Genomic DNA, 16,476 nt, shown 5'->3' on the forward strand with positions numbered 1-16,476 from the left:
CCCTCTTTTAGTTAACTTGGATTAACTTTTCAATTTTCTTTTTAAATGGTTGCACAACATTTTGACCAATACGTTCAATTTCATGCTCACTAATCTGAGAAGTAATAAGAAAATAATTTGCCCCTATTTCCCAAAAATCAGTTAACGTCGAGATGACTTCCTCATAGCTACCAACTATAGAAATTGAATTAGATGGGTTAACTAAACTTAGACCTCCCCAAAGATGATCATCTATCCACATACTATCTTTTGTAATTAAATCTTTGTATCGGCGAAGTCCAACAGAATCTGCATTATCTAAAAATAGCTTAGTCATCCTCTTTAAGGCTGCTGGTGTTCTCTCAAGTAATTCATATGCTTCTTCATATGCTTCTTCCGAAGTCTCACGAGCAATGATGTCTACTAAAATAGCACCTGGAATTTTCTCGCGCCCATATTGCTTAGCGTAATTATTAACTGTTTGATAGTGTTCTCTAAGACTTTTGCGGTCTGTTGCATAAAGTATATAAGCATCACCATACTCTGCAGCTATTCTCATTGCCTCCTCGGAGGACCCCGCTACAAAGTAGCGGGCACTTCGAGAGAGATCTTCCTTTGGATAAATATCACTATTTTCTACTTGATAAAACTCACCTTTATAGCTAGTTACTCCTCGTCTTAATTGTTGTAACAGCTCAATATATTCTTTTGTCCTAGCATATCGAACATGATGCGGTTCTGGTAATCCATCACGTGCAAGGACAAGCGAGGCACTACCAGTTACAATGTTAATATCTGCACGATTACCAATTAAACTATTTAAAGTATTCAATGCTTTTGCTGTTACGGTAGGAAGCATCTGGTTTGTATTTTGCGCAACCAAAATCTTTACAAACTCCGTATTCATTCCAATCATAGACGCTGCTATCATTGGATCAACAGAAGTTGGTGCAATCGAAACCAATACCGAGTCAAAGTTATTCTTCTCAGCTCTTTTAGCTTGATTAACATATTCCTCTAGAAGTTCTTTTGTTTGTGGCGTTGGAATAACAGGTAATCCCCAGCAAAACTCAACTTTTGACGGAACTACTTCTTTATTAATCATGTTGTTCCCCTCCCTTTACTACTTTCTACTTTTTAAAGCAGATAATGTATTTTTCATAACCGATTTCGCTTTCAATAACTCTTTTTTATTTGTTAAATTGTTATTTACTTCTTGATTACTTAAATATTTAGCAAGAGATTTAATTGACGTATGCTCATAAAGAACAACTATAGGTAAGTCTCGTTTAAAGGCCTCTTTTAATTTCACATTAATACGAACAAGATCTAAAGAACTCATTCCTAGATCGAAGAAATTATCGTAAATTCCTATTTCTTCGATTCCAAACATATCTTTTAATAATTCGTATAATTGTTGTTCAATTTCATTAGTTGGTGGTCTATACGTTGTGGAAACATCTGAACGATTCTGCTTTAATCTATTCTTACTTCCTTTTTCCAATAGTTCATTATAATAGTTGGCACCATTTAAAAGTTTCCAATGTAAATCTATTGGAGAAACCACAACTTGTTGTTGATTTCTATTGATAATACTACGGAATACTTTTAAGCCCTCTTCTACAGTTACACCATCATGTAATACACTTTCCATATCCATATTAAATTGCTTTGCCCATATTTCAGCAGACTTAAGTGACATACCCACCTCTTGCCAATCTGGCCAGTTAATAGCTACAGTGAACACTCCATCATGAGCCCACTTATAAAATGCAAATGCATCTAAAAATTCATTCGCTGCATTATAACCACTCTGACCAAATTTCATATGATACGCCACATTACCAATTGATGAACATAGTACGAAGAAATCAATTGGTTCATCTTTTAATAAAGCATCGAGTACTAGTGTACCTTTAATTTTCGGAGCTAAAATTTTATTATTAGATTCTTTTTCACGATTCATCATAATACCTAGATAATCAGCGACACCTGCTGCATGAATTACGCCATTAATAGAACCAAAGCGAGATTTAGCCTTTTCAATTGCCTGTTTCATATCATCTTGATTGGAAACATCTGCACTTAGGATCATGTATTCTGCACCTTGAGACTCCATTGTTAACAAATCAGAAATAACTCGGCTTACACGCTCGTCTTTATTTTCTAGGTACTGTTCCCATTGATTACGAGGTGGGAACTCTGAGCGGCCAATCAATATAAGTTTGACATTTGGTACTCTATTAGCTAAATCTTTTGCAATTTCAAATCCAATTCCACCAAGTCCACCAGTAATTAGATAGACGCCACTCTCTCGTAATCTATCAATTTCTACATCTTCTTCCTCAAAAGGACTTTGAATAATCGTTTGCGCCCATCGATGACGTCCTCGATAAGCTACAACTATATCAGTAGAATCCACAAAACTCTCCATTAAACCCGCTTCTTCAAACATTTGTTGAGAATCTGTATCCATATCAATGGTACGACATTTTATATTTTGAAACTCAAGATTGCATATTTTTGAAAAGCCTAGAATTGTAGCTTGCTCTGGTTTTAAATTCAGCTCTGTACCTGTAACTTCAAACATACGGTCAGTAAAAATATTTAACTGTAATGCTCCTTCATAATTAATTTTCCCAATTGCTTGTGCAATGTAAAGTAACGAATAATATCCTTCATCCATTGACCGTTCAATTCTCTCTTGATCGAGAATAACCTCATTAACTGGATTAAAGCTCCAAGCATGTATAATCTTATTTGGTAATAAATCTTTTTGTTCTAATTCTGAAAATAGCATTTCATAATGCATTTTTTGAGATGGACATATCGTATATAAACAGTCGGACTTTTCAGAGAAAATACCACCTGTTTTAACTTCAATTACATCATGACCTTCTCTTTTTAATTTTTCTATCAGTCGATTGAATCGATTTAGATGATCATTGAAAATAAGCCATTTATATTTTTGTTCTTTCTTTATTTGTATAGATTTTAATGTTTTGCGTTCCCAAGAAGGCAAATAAAACCAGTCTTTAATATTAGCCTGTTTATTATGGCCTCTTGTTTCCTGAGTTAAACTCTGAGATTGAATATTAAAAAATGGATCAGCTTTAAATCGTTTTTTCATGAAAGGATACGTTGGTAAATCTAATAAACTTTTATTCTCACTGTTATTAAAAGTATTCCAATTTATAGTTCCACCTTGCATCCATAACCGTCCCATTTGCTTGCATAAATGCTCGAAGTCATTTGATTTATCAAGAGGATGACGTAACATGTTTAAAGCCAATTGATCTTTACTTCTATTTAAATGTTTTAATACAAAAGTTGATAATGCATTACCTGGGCCAATCTCAAGGCAAATTACATTTTTCAAATGAAAAATTTCAGATAATCCCTTTGAAAATTGAACAGTACTTCGTAGATGCTGTGCCCAATAAGAAGGTGATGTGGCTTGATTTGCTGTAATCATTTCACCTGTAACATTAGATATATAAGGTATTTTAGGACTTGATAATTTTATATTTCCTACAGCTTGCTCAAATGAATCTAGAACTTCATCCATCATTCGAGAATGGAAAGCATGCGAAGTAAATAGACGCGTTGTCTTTACTCCATGATTTAAAAGTAATTCCTCAATTTTATTGATTGAAAGTACAGTACCAGAAATTACTGAATGTTGAGAGGAATTTACAGCTGCTATATCTACATCATCTGTTATATAGGTTTGTAATTCTTCAACAGATAAATTTACACTTAGCATAGCGCCTTCTGGTACGCTATTCATTAACTTCCCTCTAATCATTACTAAATGTAATGCATCTTCATAAGACATTACTTCTGCTAAACAAGCTGCTACAAACTCACCAATACTATGGCCAAACATGACCCTTGGATAAACTCCCCAATTCATTAGAAGCTTTGCTAATGCATATTCAATAATGAATAGTAGAGGTTGCGTCATTAAAGTTCTATTTAACTGTTCAGTTGCTTTATCCTCTGTCTCCTTTGTAGGATACAAAATATTTTTCATTTCTATATCTAGCCAATTTGAGAGTAAGGCTAAACCTTGATCAACGTGTTCACGAAATACAGGTTCATTTTCATATAAATCTCTACCCATATTGATATACTGTGATCCTTGCCCTGAAAAAAGAAAGGCTAAAGGTCTACTCTCCATTGCGTTTGTTTTCTCTAGTCCCGTATCACCAAGTTTTTCTATGGCACCCTCTATTCCATTAGCAACTACTGCAGTTCTATATGGAAATTCACGACGACCTTTTTGTAATGTATAAGCTGTATCAGATAGTGATATCTCTGGATTCTCCTTCAAATGCAATAATAGATCGTTAGTAGCTTTATCTAAAGATTCCTCTGTTTTTGCTGAAACAGTTAATAAGTTCCAAGATTGTTTTTCAAAATTCTTAGCATTGTCAGGAACAGACTCTAACACTATATGTGCATTAGTTCCACCCATCCCAAACGAACTAACACCCGCTCTTCTTACCTCTTCTTTCCATGGGATAAGTTCCGTATTTACACGAAACGGATTTTTCCCAAAATCAATGCTAGGGTTTGGGTTATTATAATGAAGGCTCGGCGGAATTTTCTTGTTTTTCAAAGCTAAGACCGTCTTTATAAATCCTCCAACTCCTGCTGCAGCATCTAAATGTCCAATGTTCGTCTTCACTGATCCAATTAAAACTCTACCTGGTTCTTGCTTACCAAAAGCTAACTTCAATGCTTCTACTTCTATAGGATCACCTAGTTGCGTACCAGTACCATGAGTTTCTATATATGAGATTTCTTCAGGCTTAACACCAGCTATTTCATGAGCTGATTTTATAACAGCAGCTTGTCCATCCACCCCTGGCGCTGTAAATCCAGCCTTATTGGACCCATCATTGTTTACTGCAGCTCCTTTAATAACTCCATGTATTAAATTCCCATCTCGAAGAGCGTCCTCTAACCTTTTCAGTACTACAATACCAGCACCATTTCCACCTACTGTTCCTTGCGCATCCTTATCAAAAGCTCGACAATGTCCATCTGGTGAGAAAATCATACCATCTTCATATAAATATCCTGTTTTTGTTGGATAAGTTATACTTACTCCCCCGGCCAAGGCTATATCGCATCGTCCATCGATAAGATCTGCCCATGCGTTTTGAATAGCAACTAAGGAGGTAGAACAAGCAGTTTGTACTGTAATCGCTGGTCCTTTTAGATTTAATTTATAAGCCAATCGAGTAGCAAAGAAATCTTTTTCGTTTAACAACATTGCTTGGAAATCATCTAATGTATTAGAAGATTCACTAGCAATAGAACGAAGCCAGTGGAAATTTGGTGATCCTCCAACATAAACTCCTGTATTCATATGAGAAGAATTAACCTCACCTGCTTGTTCTAGTGCTTCCCATGCGCATTCATGAAGTATACGCAGTTGTGGATCCATCATTTCAGCTTCTTTTAGACTGTAATCAAAAAATTCATTATCAAATGCATCTACATCTTCTAAATACCCTTTAGATTTTATATAATTAGGCTTTTGAATCACTTCTTTTGGTATGCCCATCTCACTAAGCTCTTCATCTGTAAATGTTCGAATGGATTCTATCCCTTGTTCTAAATTTGACCAGAATTGCTTAAGATTAGAAGCGCCTGGCATACGAACCGCCATACCAACCACTGCTACATCATTTTTATTCATAGATAAAAGATTTTCTTTCTTAACTTCTTCAGGTTGGCGGTCCATATCATTATCACTTCTAAAGTAGGAAGCTTGATCATGAACCGTTGGGTATCGGAATAACATAGGCATTGTAAGTTCTTTTTCAAACTTGCTTCGTAAACGAGAGAACAATCGAACCATTTTTAAGGAGTTCCCTCCAACATCAAAGAAATTATCATACAATCCTACTTTTTCTAACCCCAAAACTTCCTTCCAAACATCAGCTACTGTTGTTTCAAGCTCATCTAGCAAATCATTTGGTTGTACTAACTTAGTAGGCTTAGGTAAAGCACGACGATTAACTTTTCCATTCGTAGTTAATGGCATTTCACTTAAAAGCACAAAATACATAGGTATCATATACGAAGGTATTTTGTCAGTAAGATAATAACGTAATTCATTTTGAGATATATCTTGATCAGTTAGTATATAAGCACACAGTTCTTGCTCCTCTCCAAAAGCAATAGATAAAACTACCGCTTCCTTCACATCCGCATGCTGTTGTAAATGATGTTCTATTTCTCCTGTTTCGATTCGATAACCACGTATCTTCACTTGATGATCACTACGACCTATATACTCCATCTCACCATTTTCAAGAATACGAACTAAATCTCCTGATCTATATAATCTTTCACTTGGATTATAAGGATTCTGTATAAAACGTTCACTGTTTAGTTCAGGACGCTTTAGATATCCCCGCGCAACTCCATGTCCTCCAACATAAAGTTCCCCTTGCATTCCCTTAGGTGTAGGATTCATATGTTTGTCAAATACATAGCACGAATACGTAGGAAGAGGCACGCCTATAGCACTAAGATTACTGTGCATTTCTTTTTCTCCAATTTCCTTATAAGTAACATGTACTGTCGTCTCAGTTATTCCATACATATTTACTATGACCGTATTAGGTGAACGCTTAAACCAACTTTGCAGTAAACCTGGCTTCAACATTTCCCCTCCAAATGTAATTAACCTAATTTTAAAAGCAAGTTTAGGCATCTCTTCAACTACTTGTTGAAAAACATAGAATGCAGATGGAGTTTGATTCAATACCGTTACTCCCTCATCTGCAATCAACTGAGCAAGTTTATACGTATCACGGATTGTTTCTTTTGTTGCAAGGACAAGACGTCCACCATAAGTAAGTGATCCAAATATCTCCCAAACTGACATATCAAAACAGAAAGAATGAAATAGTAACCACACATCATTACTAGAGAATTTAAAACTATTTGGTTGATGCATGACAAGTTGTATTACATTACTATGTTCAATCATAACCCCTTTAGGACGTCCTGTTGTTCCAGAAGTATAAATGACATATGCTAAATTATTTGGAGCAACATCTACTCTCTCGAAATCTTGCATCGGTGTCTTATTAAGTTCTTCAATAAAAAGTATTGTGCTATCAAATTTAACTTTATCCTCAAATAAATTTGAGGTTATTATTACATTTGAACCACTATCTTGAAGAATAAAATCAATTCGTTCCTGCGGATAATCAGGATCGATTGGAACATAAGCCCCACCTGCTTTTAAAATACCAAGTAGAGAGATAATCATATTAAATGAGTAATCCAACATTACAGCTACTGGAGAATCTAAAGTTACACCTTCTTTTAGAAGAGCAAATGCCACTTTATCCGCACGCTCATTCAACTCTCCATAAGTCATCTCACTATTCTCAAATGTAAGTGCTACTCTCTCGGGATGCTTTTCAGCTTGCATCTCAATTAATTGATGAAGTGTTGTGTGTGGGAATGTAGCACTTTGATTTTGACCACCTTGAAGCAAAAACTTTTCTTCTGCCTCATCTAACATTTTAAGAGTTTGTATTGGTTGTCCTTCATCTAAAAGCATTGAATCTAATAGCTGTATAAAATGGTTAGTTATACTGGTAATAATGGATTCATCAAATACATCTTCAGGCCACATCATTGCAAGTTTAATAGAATCGAAACACTCTATTGAGACGGTTAAATCATAGTTGGTCATTTCATTTACTTCATAACCTGAAATTCTTACACTTTCATCAATTTCTTTCAGCTTTTCTATATCAAGAGGATAATTCTCAACTACCATAATAGTGTCAAATGACACGTTTAAATCAACAATTGGAGTCGTTTCATATTCAGTTCTTCTTTGGACATCACTTTGAATTCTTTGTAAAAGATCTGAAACAGTCATTCTCCCATCAGCACTTACACGAAGTGGTGGTGTATTTATAAATAAACCTACCATGTCACTCAGACCGTGCATTGGAATTGAACGCCCGGATACTGTTGTACCGAATATTACGTCCTCTGAATTTTTGTACCTTTGTAGTAATAGACCCCAGGCTGTATAGAATAATGTAGCCAATGTTACACCTTGATTACTTGCAAAACTTCGAAATCTATCACTTCGCTCTTTATCTATCTCTTTTACATATGTTTTTGCTTTTTTTAGTTGATTAGAATTTTTATTGGATAAATTTATTTGTTCAGTCAATTCATTTAAATATTGTTCCCAAAAAAGCTTTTGTTTTGATTTATCTTGTTTTTGTTGCCATAGTATATATTCTTTAAATTTCTTTTTATTTTTAGATGATGGTACATCTCCCTTTATTAACTCTCGATATACCTTAATAAACTCTTGTAAAATAATACTATTACTCCAACCATCAAACAAAATATGATGATGACGTAAAACCATTTCATATTCGCCTTCGTTCAAGTGGCACAGTTCGATAGAAAAGGGAACTGTTTGTAAATCAAAGCTCTCTGTATCATTAGAGACTTTACCATCACTATATATAATGTTCGGAGTATGCTCTTTTAGTATAAGTTGTACAGGTTGTTTAACTTTTTCCCATCGAAAAATTGTACGCAGCATTTCATTTTCCCGCGTTACATAATTCCACGCCTCTTCAAACTTTGGAATATTAATTTTTCCAGTTAAACAAAGTCGAAGTTCTTCATGATATAGCTTTCCTTCGGGTTCTTTCAAATAATGATAAAGAATACCTTCCTGCACTGGTGTAAGGGCGATTACATCTTCAATATCTTCTTTATGAATCTTTACTGCTTTCCTCATTAACAGAACCTCCTACAAGTGTGGTATGGTGTGAATATTTATCGGAACCTAATAAGGCAAGTGCTTTTCTATCTATCTTTCCGCTATCCGTTAATGGCATTTCATTTACACGTACAAAACTGTTAGGTATCATATAATCTGGTAAAAATAAGCGTAGATATTTTTTTAACCTCTCTAACTCAATATCATTTTCTGACTCATAGAAAGCTATTAACTTAACTACCATCTCAGATTCTTGTCTTACAATTACCGCACATTGTAAAACTCCTTCACAAGACATTAAACACGATTCTATTTCCCCTAACTCAATACGAAGCCCATTAACTTTAACTTGAAAATCAATTCTTCCATGAAACTCAATATTCCCATCCGATCTTATTAAAGCTAAGTCACCGGTTTTATATATACGGGTATCAAGGGAATATTGTACAAACTTTTCTGCCGTTAATTGCGGCCTATTTACATATCCACGTGCTAATCCTATACCTGAGATACATAATTCTCCTATATGGCCTTCCGGAAGTTTATTACCATATTTATCAACAACAAACATCTCAATATTCTTAATTGGTCGCCCTATTGGAACGCTCCCTTCTGTAATCTCATGTGTCGGACAATCATAAGCAGTCACATCAATGGTTGCTTCAGTAGGCCCGTACAGATTAGTAAGAAGTGTACCATTAGAGAAATTTAGCAGCTTGTTAAAACGGTTTACATGTTGAGACAGTAGTGCCTCACCACTAACAAATACTTGTTTCAACGATTTTATTCGGTTAGTTTCACCTGTCACATCAAGATAGTGTAAAAATGCACTTAACATAGATGGTACAAAATGCATAATTGTCACGTCATTACTTTCAGTTGTCTCAATAATAGCCTGTGGAAACTTCTCCATCCCCGGCGCAAGAATACATACTTTGGCTCCAACTATGGCCCACCAGAACATCTCCCATACGGATACATCAAATGTATAAGGGGTCTTTTGTAATATAGTATCCTTTGAACTAATTGGATAAGCCTCTTGCATCCACTCAATTCGATTTATTAAGGCCGAATGCTCAATCATAACACCCTTAGGTTTCCCGGTTGAACCGGAAGTGTATATTACGTACACAAGATCAGAGGGTTTGTTAATACACTCTAGATTTTCACCCTTTCCTTCATAGGAAATCGAATCTAAAGCCAACATATCAGCTTTCAAACTATCTTGAAAACGATGTAGAATTTGCTTTTGCGTAAGTATTAATTTAGCACCGCTATCTTCTATAATGAATTGTAATCGTGATGATGGATGATTCGGGGAAAGCGGAAGATATGCTCCGCCCGCTTTCAATATCCCGAAAATTCCGACAACCATTTCGATAGATCGCTCTACCATAATACCTACAACTGTATCTGGACCAACTCCACCTTCACGTAAAAGACGAGCTAATTGGTTACTTTTTTCATTTAATTCCTTATAGGTTAATGTTTCTTTTTTAAAGATAACAGCAACCTCATCTGGCGTACGGACTACTTGTTCTTCAAACAGCTTTTGTATACATGTACTCATCCGGGTTGTATCACTCCTTTAGTTACAGGTATTTTTTCAATGGCACGTTTCGCTTTTTTAGCAAATCCCTTACCAAGTAATAACTGATGAATCTGATTACTCCCCTCAACGATCTCCATTGTTTTAGAATCTCTAAAGCACCTTGATATTGAATAATTATCATTACAACCAAGTGCTCCCATAATCTGTACAGCATTCGTTGAATGCCTTGTACCTGAGCGCGATGCAAAATATTTTGCAATCATAATCTTTTCAGTAGCATCAGCTCGATGTTCATTTTTGGCCTTACAAGCTTCTAAACTAAGGAGTATAGAAGCTTCTAAATCTACTCCCATATCCGTAACCATATGTGAAATCATGCCATGATCAATTAGAGAGTTACCAAATGCGCTTCTATGTAATACATGATTCCCACAGATTTCTAAACAAGTACGTAATACACCAAGAGCAGCAAAGGCAATTGAAATACGTCCAAATTCTAAAGCATACGGTGCAAGGTAAGTAAAAGCAAATCCTGGTCTACCAATGATATTTTCTAAAGATATTTCTACATTATTGAATTCAATTTCTGCCAAATATGCAGCTTTAAATCCAAGCATGTCTCTTATATGAGTAACATTTACACCCACACTATCTTTTGGTACTAAACAGGCAATTGGTTGTTCACCATTTAGTTTTCCAAATACCAAAAACACATCAGCAGCTGCACCAAAAGTGATCCACTTCTTCACTCCATTAAGTATTAATTTATCCCCGTGTTGATCGAAGTTCGTTTTAATCATATTTAAATCTGATCCTGCTCCAGGTTCAGTAAGAGCTAATGCAGCTATTTGATTACCAGATGCAAGTAATGGTAACCACTGATTTTTTTGATTTTCTGTTCCCCATTTTAAAATCGTTTCTGTTACCATCGTATGGACATTAAATAATCCCGAAAGAGAGACACTACCTCTTGCTATCGCTTCAGTAAATAACCCATACGTTACATAATCCCACTCTAATCCACCATACTCCGCTGGAAGTGTTCCACCTAAATAACCATTTTTAGCACAAGTCTTTATTATGTCTGATGGAATGCCCTGTTCAATCTCCCAACTATTAGCGTGAGGTTCTATATTTTCACAAACAAAATCCAAAAAATTCTGATACATTTTATATTGAGATGGCTCTAAGTATTGTTTCATGTCCATTACCGAACCATTTGCTTATTTCTTATAAAATTACCAATAGAATTTACAGACTTATAGTTATCCATATCTAAGTCATCCATAGTTACCTTTATGGCAAATTCTTTTTCAAGAAAAGTCATCAATTGGATTGCAAATAAAGAATTAACTAATCCTTCTTCAAAAATCTCAGTATCATCATTAAATTCAATACCTACATGATCTTGAATATACATATGAATAATTTGTTCTAAATTTTTATCTTGCATTTTATACACCCCTATTTGTAATTTTTAATTTTAATAAGCGTAAAAACCTTTACCACTCTTTCTACCACATTCACCTGCATCCACCATCTTTTTAAGTAATGGACAACATCTAAACTTTGGATCTTGATATTCCTCATAAAGTACATTTAATGAATGTAATACTGTATCTAACCCAATTAAATCTGCTGTTTCTAATGGACCCATTGTGTGTCCAAAGCATTTTTTAAATATATCATCTACCTGTTTAGGTGTTGCTACACCATCCATTACAACCCAAGCTGATTCATTCATGAATAAGTGGGAGATACGGTTAGAAACAAAACCAGTCTGATCATTAACAACAATTGCATCTTTATCTAATTGTTTGAGGAAAGATTGAGCTTTTTCGACCGTTTCATCTGAAGTTAAATACCCTCTAATAACTTCTATAGATGGTTTCATATATACCGGATTCATAAAATGCATTCCTATTATTTTATCTGGACGCTTTGTTACTCCTCCTACTTTTGTTATTGAGATACAAGACGTATTGACTCCAAAAATTGTATCCTTTTTACATATCTCATCTAATCTTCTATAGATCGGCTCTTTAATTTGCCAGTTTTCTGGAACATTTTCTACTATATAATCACATTCAGCCACTTCATCAAGATTAGTAGTGCTACTTATTAACGAAAGTACTTCTTCCTTATGCATTCTAGGAAATGCTTTATTAATTAGAGGAGCAAAGCGAACTGTCTCTAATATTTTCTCTTCCGCTATTTCTAACTGCTCTTCTGTAACATCAATTAATACCGTTTCTAGACCATGCAGCACTAAATCTACTGCCATGCCGATCCCCATTGTTCCAGCACCTACAATACCAATTTTCTTGAACATTTATCCATCATCGCTCCCTTAATATATTTATAATTTATATCTAAAAACTTTTACATTGAAGAACTCTTTGCAGGTAACGTTTTTGTTCTCTCTCTTTAATCTGTTTTTCAGTAAGTGCTGTTTTCATCATTTGGATTGCTTCTTCTACATCACTTTTCTCCACTGAATACCCCGAATTAATTTTTTCTTCCAATTGACTTTGGACCTTTTGAAATGGGAGTACTACCTTTTTCTGATAATCACTTAAATCTGTATTATAATTTTTTGTACTTACAACTACAGTTAAACACCCTGATATAACTTCTTCATAATCAGATTCTTGTAATGTAAAAGAATTTTTTGTATTTAGGATATCTTTCTCCCTTTCATAATTACATGTCGATATAGCAGGGTTAATAGCTTGCAGAAGATACTTCAAGACTTCCTTTGGTCCCATTTCAATAGCTTTCATAGACCCTTGATTCATTAGATAGTGAATCATGTCCAACCATTTCACAGGCTTTATTAATTGTAAGTAAAGGTTTTCTCTTATATTTTCCACACCTTTATACATTGAACTATCATGATTCGCTATGACAGGTACTAATGGCTGTTTCATATCTATATTTTCTAGTACACTCTTATATTTTTCAGCAGCAGGTTGCATCATAGGAGAATGAAATGGCCCACTTAATTTAAGGGGGATTGCAATTCCCCCATGCTCTACTACCATTTCACAAGCTAACTGAACCGCAGAGTTTGTACCAGAAATTGATGTTTTATTTGGAGTGTCATAAGCCGATATATATACTTCCTGTCCCTTGGTTAACAATTCTGAACAAATACCTTCAACAATTTCTGGAGCAAGATTGTTAACCCATGCCATAGTTCCATCTATAGTCAATGCATAGCTACTCAAAATCGTACTACGTTCTTGTACTAATTTTAAGGTATCTGAAAATGCAATTGCTCCAGAAGCACATAGAGCTGTATATTCTCCCAAAGAATATCCAATCATTGCCTCTGGTTTATTGCCTATTTCCTGTTCAAAAACTCGAAAAGCTGCCATGCTAGTTGTTACTAAAGCAGTCTGTGAATTTTGTAACTTTTCAAGGTCAGCTTTGTATATCTTCTCCATACAAAGGGAAGCCATGTCTATTTTTAGAGTGTCACTTGCTTCTTCAAATATCTCACGTGCTACAGGGAAGTTTTCATAAAGGTACTTACCCATTCCAGAATAATGGGATCCTACGCCAGGAAACATAAATACAATATTCATCTTTTTATCTCCCTTATTTTCATCTTAAGCTATCTTCAACTCTATCTAATAAAGCTCGTCCCTCTTCAGTTTTTCTTAAATTCACTAAATCAACTACATAGCGAATATCTGATACATCATTCCATCCTAGATCTAGTGCCAGATTCATATGCTTTAACGAAAGATCGATTCTATCAATTAATGAATAACCACATGAAAGTAAAAAGTGATGCCATGCATTTAAATCTCCTATAGTACGAGCTTTTTGTACAAACTCACTAGCTTTATTAAAATTTGAATAGTATCTTAATTGATGGTACGCGGTAAAAACGAAATTATCTAATTCGTTATAAGGAAACACATAAGCTGTATAGGTTTGAAGATTTGTGAATCCAACTTTTCCCGCTAGTTTAATAGATGGAATACGAAAATCCTCTGTCTTCCAATGTGGTGTTCTTCCTTGTTTTAAACAGTCATCTAAGAATGCTCTTGCAGCCAACCAAGCATACCCTTTACCTCGCTGGAATAAATCATAAGTATTAATTCCAATTTCCACATCAGTATCTGTTGCAAAAACCGATAAGCAACTAGTTACAACTTGTTCATGTACCATTACTACATAACCAAATCCATTTCGGATGAAATCCTGAGTTGACTCCCAAAAATCAACAATATCATCCCGTACCATTGCGAACTTTTTATCTGATAGCATGTCGATTGTAATACGTTCCACCGTTACCTCATCAGGCATATTAGGTTTAGATAACTTATTATAAGACTCCGGATCAAAAGTAAATGTTACTCGAGTGTAAGGTTTAGGAATAAACATTTGCAATTGTTCCTCGACAACCTGTTTCCATTTTGATTCGGGTAATAATTCAACCTGAAAAAAGTCATCCCCTATCTGCTGAGCCTCAGGTGCAATTACTTCTTTAATAAAAGTTGGTAGACTTGAAACAAAATTACTTGTAGGATCACCTAATAAATAAAAAATTTCTTGTTCTGCCCATACAAGTGCACATCTAGGGTTATTAGGATTATCCACATAAATATGTCCCTTATTGTAACCATGAGCTATACCATTAAGTATTGGATGGTTCTTATAATCAACGAGAAGTGGAGATATTTGTTTGAATTCATCCTTTTCTTTTACCAATTCATAAATCATATTCTTAAAAGTCCTCCCTTTTGAGAACAAGTGTGAAGTGCATGCTGCGCAATAATTGGCTGAAGTACCTGCGAGGTACCTTCAATAATTTCTAAAACCTTTGCTTCCCTAAATAAACGCTCAACAGGATATTCTCTTGAAAACCCGTTTCCACCAAACACTTGGACAGCGTCTGTGGCTACCTTCATAGCCATCTTTGAGGCAAAATATTTTGCAATGGTTGTTTCAATTACAGCATCAGTATGTCTATCCTGACGCTTTTTCCCAGCCTCTTGGCATAACGAACGAGCTGCTTTTATATTTACACTTGCTTCTGCTAAAATTGTTTGAATTGCTTCATATTCACATATATATTTATTTCCTTGTTTTCTTCTTCTTGAATAAGCTACCATTGCTTCTAGTGCTTCTTGAGCAATGGCTACTCCCGCCCAGGCAATACTATATCTACCATGATCAAGAGCTGTGTTAACTACATAACTCCATCCACCCCCAATTGGTCCTAACAAATTTTCAGCTGGTACCTTTACATCTTGCAAATGAATCTCAGCTATATGCGAGGAATTACTTGCTAACAGTTTACTCATTTTATTTGTAGAAACACCCGTCATTGACCGTTCAACAATAAAAGCGCTAACTTTTCCCTCACTAGACGCAAAAACTAAAAAACAATCCGCAATGTCAGCAAAAGAAATCCATTTTTTGTGCCCATTAAGAATAAAATGATCATTAACTTGTTTATAGGAAGTTCCAACAGCTTTTGCATCAGAACCAACCTCTGGCTCAGTTAGGGCAAATGAAAATAATAGGTTCCCCTTTGCCATCTCAGGTAACCATTTTCTCTTTTGCTCTTCAGTCCCCCACCTTTTAATTGACTCCCCTACTAAAGATACATGAACTGTAAGTAATTCACGAACCGAATTACAAGCTTTACCAATGATTTCAGTAAGACGACCATAATCTAAAGAATCAAGAGAAAGCCCACCATATTCTTTTGGTATCGTTGCTCCCAATACACCATAACTTGAGATTTCTTGTATCACATCATAGGGAAGCTCTTCATTACTTTCAAACTCACTTGCTCGAGGCCGAAGCTTCTTTTCCGCAAACTCATCAACTACTCCCAGAATCTCTTCTGCATTATTCATACTGTGAAATTCCCATTCTTCTTTTTGTTAATTAGATCAACCATATTATTAATAGTAGAAAAGTTAATAATATCAAGTTCATCATTATCTACTACTATATCAAACTCCGTTTCTATGAAATTTAACATTTGCATAGCAAAGAGCGAATTTACATAACCTTTTTCAAATATGTTGTCATCATTAGCAACAATAGTTTCCTCTGCATTAAAAATAATAAGATTTTTTTTAATGTATTGACGTATTTTTTCATGATTATCCATGTAATTACT

The 16,476-nt window shown here is 34.9% G+C and carries 10 protein-coding genes; all 10 read right to left on the minus strand.

All coding sequences use genetic code 11. The annotated features are described in order from the left end of the window. Positions 1 to 7: 7 nt before the first annotated feature. From ACUN13_RS22265 to ACUN13_RS22310, 10 genes are read right to left on the minus strand one after another with little or no spacing between them, the layout of a single operon-like run. Positions 8 to 1,084, minus strand: coding sequence for an LLM class flavin-dependent oxidoreductase (locus ACUN13_RS22265; RefSeq protein ID WP_000608545.1), 1,077 nt, complete (start codon positions 1,082 to 1,084; stop codon positions 8 to 10). 18 nt (positions 1,085 to 1,102) lie between these two features. Beyond that, complete coding sequence (locus ACUN13_RS22270; RefSeq protein ID WP_445423958.1) at positions 1,103 to 8,791, minus strand: amino acid adenylation domain-containing protein; 7,689 nt, start codon at positions 8,789 to 8,791, stop codon at positions 1,103 to 1,105. Continuing rightward, on the minus strand, positions 8,766 to 10,343 hold the full coding sequence (gene zmaJ, locus ACUN13_RS22275; protein WP_025686627.1) for a zwittermicin A synthase ZmaJ: 1,578 nt from the start codon (positions 10,341 to 10,343) through the stop codon (positions 8,766 to 8,768). Before zmaJ ends, ACUN13_RS22270 begins: the two co-directional genes overlap by 26 nt. Beyond that, positions 10,340 to 11,533: an acyl-CoA dehydrogenase family protein gene (locus ACUN13_RS22280; RefSeq protein ID WP_409532318.1), complete on the minus strand. Its 1,194-nt coding sequence runs from the start codon at positions 11,531 to 11,533 to the stop codon at positions 10,340 to 10,342. Before ACUN13_RS22280 ends, zmaJ begins: the two co-directional genes overlap by 4 nt. Further along, on the minus strand, positions 11,533 to 11,778 hold the full coding sequence (locus tag ACUN13_RS22285; protein WP_001152970.1) for an acyl carrier protein: 246 nt from the start codon (positions 11,776 to 11,778) through the stop codon (positions 11,533 to 11,535). The genes ACUN13_RS22280 and ACUN13_RS22285 overlap by 1 nt, the downstream gene beginning before the upstream one ends. Before the next feature lie 30 nt (positions 11,779 to 11,808). Next, positions 11,809 to 12,657: a 3-hydroxyacyl-CoA dehydrogenase NAD-binding domain-containing protein gene (locus tag ACUN13_RS22290; protein ID WP_088346292.1), complete on the minus strand. Its 849-nt coding sequence runs from the start codon at positions 12,655 to 12,657 to the stop codon at positions 11,809 to 11,811. A 40-nt stretch (positions 12,658 to 12,697) separates the two neighbouring features. Then, positions 12,698 to 13,915 (minus strand): ACP S-malonyltransferase, encoded by a 1,218-nt coding sequence (locus ACUN13_RS22295; RefSeq protein ID WP_061884892.1) that lies wholly within the window; start codon positions 13,913 to 13,915, stop codon positions 12,698 to 12,700. A gap of 19 nt (positions 13,916 to 13,934) precedes the next feature. Next, the gene (locus ACUN13_RS22300) at positions 13,935 to 15,062 is read right to left on the minus strand and encodes a GNAT family N-acetyltransferase (RefSeq protein ID WP_088346294.1); all 1,128 of its coding nucleotides are present in this window, start codon (positions 15,060 to 15,062) and stop codon (positions 13,935 to 13,937) included. Beyond that, positions 15,059 to 16,207 carry an acyl-CoA dehydrogenase family protein gene (locus ACUN13_RS22305; protein WP_088346296.1) on the minus strand — a complete coding sequence of 383 codons (1,149 nt, stop codon included), beginning with the start codon at positions 16,205 to 16,207 and terminating at the stop codon, positions 15,059 to 15,061. Before ACUN13_RS22305 ends, ACUN13_RS22300 begins: the two co-directional genes overlap by 4 nt. After that, positions 16,204 to 16,467 (minus strand): acyl carrier protein, encoded by a 264-nt coding sequence (locus ACUN13_RS22310; RefSeq protein WP_000368639.1) that lies wholly within the window; start codon positions 16,465 to 16,467, stop codon positions 16,204 to 16,206. The genes ACUN13_RS22305 and ACUN13_RS22310 overlap by 4 nt, the downstream gene beginning before the upstream one ends. Positions 16,468 to 16,476 lie beyond the last annotated feature (9 nt).

It is taken from the genome of Bacillus cereus group sp. Bce041, assembly GCF_052646455.1.

Bases quoted from the DNA above. Each gene is read 5' to 3' on its own strand.
- ACUN13_RS22265 (WP_000608545.1), bottom strand. From the start codon at position 1,084: ATGATTAATAAAGAAGTAGTTCCGTCAAAAGTTGAGTTTTGCTGGGGA.
- ACUN13_RS22270 (WP_445423958.1), bottom strand. From the start codon at position 8,791: ATGAGGAAAGCAGTAAAGATTCATAAAGAAGATATTGAAGATGTAATC.
- zmaJ (WP_025686627.1), bottom strand. From the start codon at position 10,343: ATGAGTACATGTATACAAAAGCTGTTTGAAGAACAAGTAGTCCGTACG.
- ACUN13_RS22280 (WP_409532318.1), bottom strand. From the start codon at position 11,533: ATGGACATGAAACAATACTTAGAGCCATCTCAATATAAAATGTATCAG.
- ACUN13_RS22285 (WP_001152970.1), bottom strand. From the start codon at position 11,778: ATGCAAGATAAAAATTTAGAACAAATTATTCATATGTATATTCAAGAT.
- ACUN13_RS22290 (WP_088346292.1), bottom strand. From the start codon at position 12,657: ATGTTCAAGAAAATTGGTATTGTAGGTGCTGGAACAATGGGGATCGGC.
- ACUN13_RS22295 (WP_061884892.1), bottom strand. From the start codon at position 13,915: ATGAATATTGTATTTATGTTTCCTGGCGTAGGATCCCATTATTCTGGA.
- ACUN13_RS22300 (WP_088346294.1), bottom strand. From the start codon at position 15,062: ATGATTTATGAATTGGTAAAAGAAAAGGATGAATTCAAACAAATATCT.
- ACUN13_RS22305 (WP_088346296.1), bottom strand. From the start codon at position 16,207: ATGAATAATGCAGAAGAGATTCTGGGAGTAGTTGATGAGTTTGCGGAA.
- ACUN13_RS22310 (WP_000368639.1), bottom strand. From the start codon at position 16,467: ATGGATAATCATGAAAAAATACGTCAATACATTAAAAAAAATCTTATT.